At 63.4% G+C, this 2,762-nt stretch carries 2 protein-coding genes; both read left to right on the top strand.

Features of this window, described 5'->3' with window-relative positions; translation table 11 throughout:
* Positions 1-99: 99 nt before the first annotated feature.
* A complete protein-coding gene (locus AB8C10_RS09215; RefSeq protein WP_005509045.1) occupies positions 100-1,101 on the top strand; it encodes an aldo/keto reductase in 1,002 nt (333 codons plus the stop codon).
* 179 nt (positions 1,102-1,280) lie between these two features.
* Positions 1,281-2,762 (top strand): sugar porter family MFS transporter (locus AB8C10_RS09220; protein WP_368867554.1); only part of this gene is annotated, 1,482 nt, incomplete at its 3' end.

The following is a 2,762-nucleotide window of genomic DNA, read 5'->3' on the forward strand; positions in this document are numbered from 1 at the left end:
CTAACGACCGACCCCACATCACGCTTCAGGAAGCTCTTCGCCTCCCAACTGGAGGGGAAATAACCACGCAACATACCCGCACAACGTAGAGTTAAAAACATGGAACGTATTGAATCCCCCGTCTACCGCAGGCTCGGCAACTCCGGCCTCGTCGTACCCAGCGTCGGCATCGGCTGCAACAACCTCGGCCGCCCCGGCACCCCCACCCGCACCCAGGAAGGCACCAACGAAGTCATCGCCGCCGCAGTCGACGCCGGCATCAGCTTCTTCGACATCGCCGACCTCTACGGCGCCGAACCCGGCCTCTCAGAAACCATGTTCGGCACCGCCCTCACCCAGCTCGGCCTCGATCGCGACGAACTGACCATCGTCACCAAATTCGGTCTGCCCGTCGGCGACCTCAACGGCAACGACCGCAACGCCCGCGGATCCCGCCGCTACATCATGCGCGCCGTCGAAGGGTCCCTCCGCCGCCTCGGCACCGACTACATTGACCTGTACTTCTACCACAGCCCCGACCCCAACACCCCCATCGAAGAAACCCTCAGCGCCCTCGACCAGCTCGTACGCGACGGTAAGGTCCGCTACCTGGGCCACTCCAACTTCTCCGGCTGGCAGCTCGCCCACGCCGAACACTGCGCCCGTGAACTCGGCACCGAACGGTTCATCGTCGCTGAAAACCACTACAACCTGCTCGACCGCCGCGCAGAACTCGAAATCCTGCCCGCCGCACGGCACTTCGGCATGGGTGTGCTGCCGTACTTCCCGCTCGCTAACGGCCTGCTGACCGGCAAGTACCGCCGCGACAACATTCCCGCCGGTTCGCGCCTGTCCCACTCCAAGAAGAACGTGCTCGACGCCGCCAACTGGGACCAGCTCGAAGCCTTCCACACCTTCTGCACCGAGCGCGGCATTACCGAGGTGCAGGCGGCGTTCTCCTGGCTCGCACAGCAGTCGCCGGTCACCTCCGTCATTGCCGGTGCAACCAGCGCCGAGCAGGTGCGCGCCAACGCACAGGCGGCATGCCTGCGCTTCGACGCTGAGGACCTCGCCGCCCTGGACGCCATCTTCCCGGCACCAGAGAAGATCGCGCTCTTCTAAATGCGGGCTCCTTCTCAAGGGGCACTCAGGCGGTCACATATGGCGGCCGTAAAATATGCTGAAAAATGTGCGTGGTGAGAAATAAATATCACCCGCCGAGCGTTTTCGCTAGGATTAGGTGAGGTGTGTCTAACCTGACGCACCTCACCTAGCCCACTGACAGTGCTGAAGAACCACCAATGTCGGTGTACTCTCCCCCTAACTCCTCGGCATCAAAGGACACCATGAGCGCACAGAGCACCGCCTCCACCCTGCCCCCTCTGGGCACCGGGAAGCACAGCCGATACCTCGGCATCATCGCACTCATCGCCACCTTCGGCGGTCTACTCTTCGGCTACGACACCGGAGTGATTAACGGCGCGCTCGAACCCATGAGCCGCGAACTCGGCATGGACTCCACCGCCCAAGGCTGGGTCACCGGATCGCTCGCCTTCGCCGCCGCTATCGGCGCACTCGGATGCGGCCGTATCTCCGACCGGTTCGGCCGCCGAACCACCATCATTGGGCTCTCCACCATCTTCTTCATTGGTGCCCTGACCTGCGTATTTGCACCCAACGTCGCCGTACTCATCACCGGACGCACCCTGCTCGGCCTGGCGGTCGGCGGCGCCTCCGCCGTGGTGCCCGTATTCCTCGCGGAGCTCGCACCCTACGAAATTCGCGGCTCCCTCTCGGGTCGCAACGAACTCATGGTCGTGGGCGGTCAGCTCGCCGCGTTCATCGTGAACGCCCTCATCGGCAACCTGTGGGGTGAGCATGACGGCGTGTGGCGCTGGATGTTCGCCATCTGCACCCTGCCCGCCATCGGTCTGTTCGTCGGCATGCTGCGCGTGCCCGAGTCGCCGCGCTGGCTGCTGCGCGTCGGTAAGCGTGAGCAAGCGCTGGCGGTTATGAAGCGTATTCGCTCCGCCGAGCGTGCCGAGGCCGAGATTGCCGACATTGAACGCACTCTGCAGGCGGAGGCGACCACCCAGAACACCGCGGCGGGTAAGGACAGTGCGGGCGTGCGCGGCTGGTTCGTGCGCATCCTGCTCGTCGGTATTCTCGTTGGCGCGGGTCAGCAGCTGACCGGCATCAACTCGATCATGTACTACGGCATTAAGGTGCTCAAGGAAGCTGGTTTCAGCGAGTCCGCGGCGCTCATTGCGAACATTGCGCCGGGTACGATTGCGGTGCTCGGCTCGATTCTGTCGCTGCGTCTGATGGAGCGTGTGCCGCGCCGAGTCATGGTTATTACTGGCTATAGTTCGACCGCGTTTTTCCACGTGCTGATTGCGGGTGCATCCCTGCTGCTGCCCGCCGATAACGAGGCGCGCCCCTGGATTCTGCTGGTGCTTATTGTCTGCTTTGTGGGCGCGATGCAGACCTGCCTGAACGTGTCGACCTGGGTGATTATGAGCGAGCTGTTCCCGCTGCGTGTGCGTGCGGCGGGCATGGGTATTTCGGCGTTTAGCGGATGGATGATGAACGGTGCGCTGTCGCTGGCGTTCCCCATGATTCTGGGTGCGGTCGGTCTGACTGGCTCCTTCATCGGTTTCGCCGTGGTGAACGTGGTCATTGCGCTGCTGATGTTCCGCAACCTGCCGGAGACTCGCGGCGTGAGCCTGGAACAGGTGGAGCGCGGCGTGATGGACGGCAGCATCTACCCCTCCGCAGGCAAG

It is taken from the genome of Rothia mucilaginosa (assembly GCF_964210535.1).
In the GTDB taxonomy this organism is placed as follows: Bacteria; Actinomycetota; Actinomycetes; order Actinomycetales; family Micrococcaceae; genus Rothia; species Rothia mucilaginosa_F.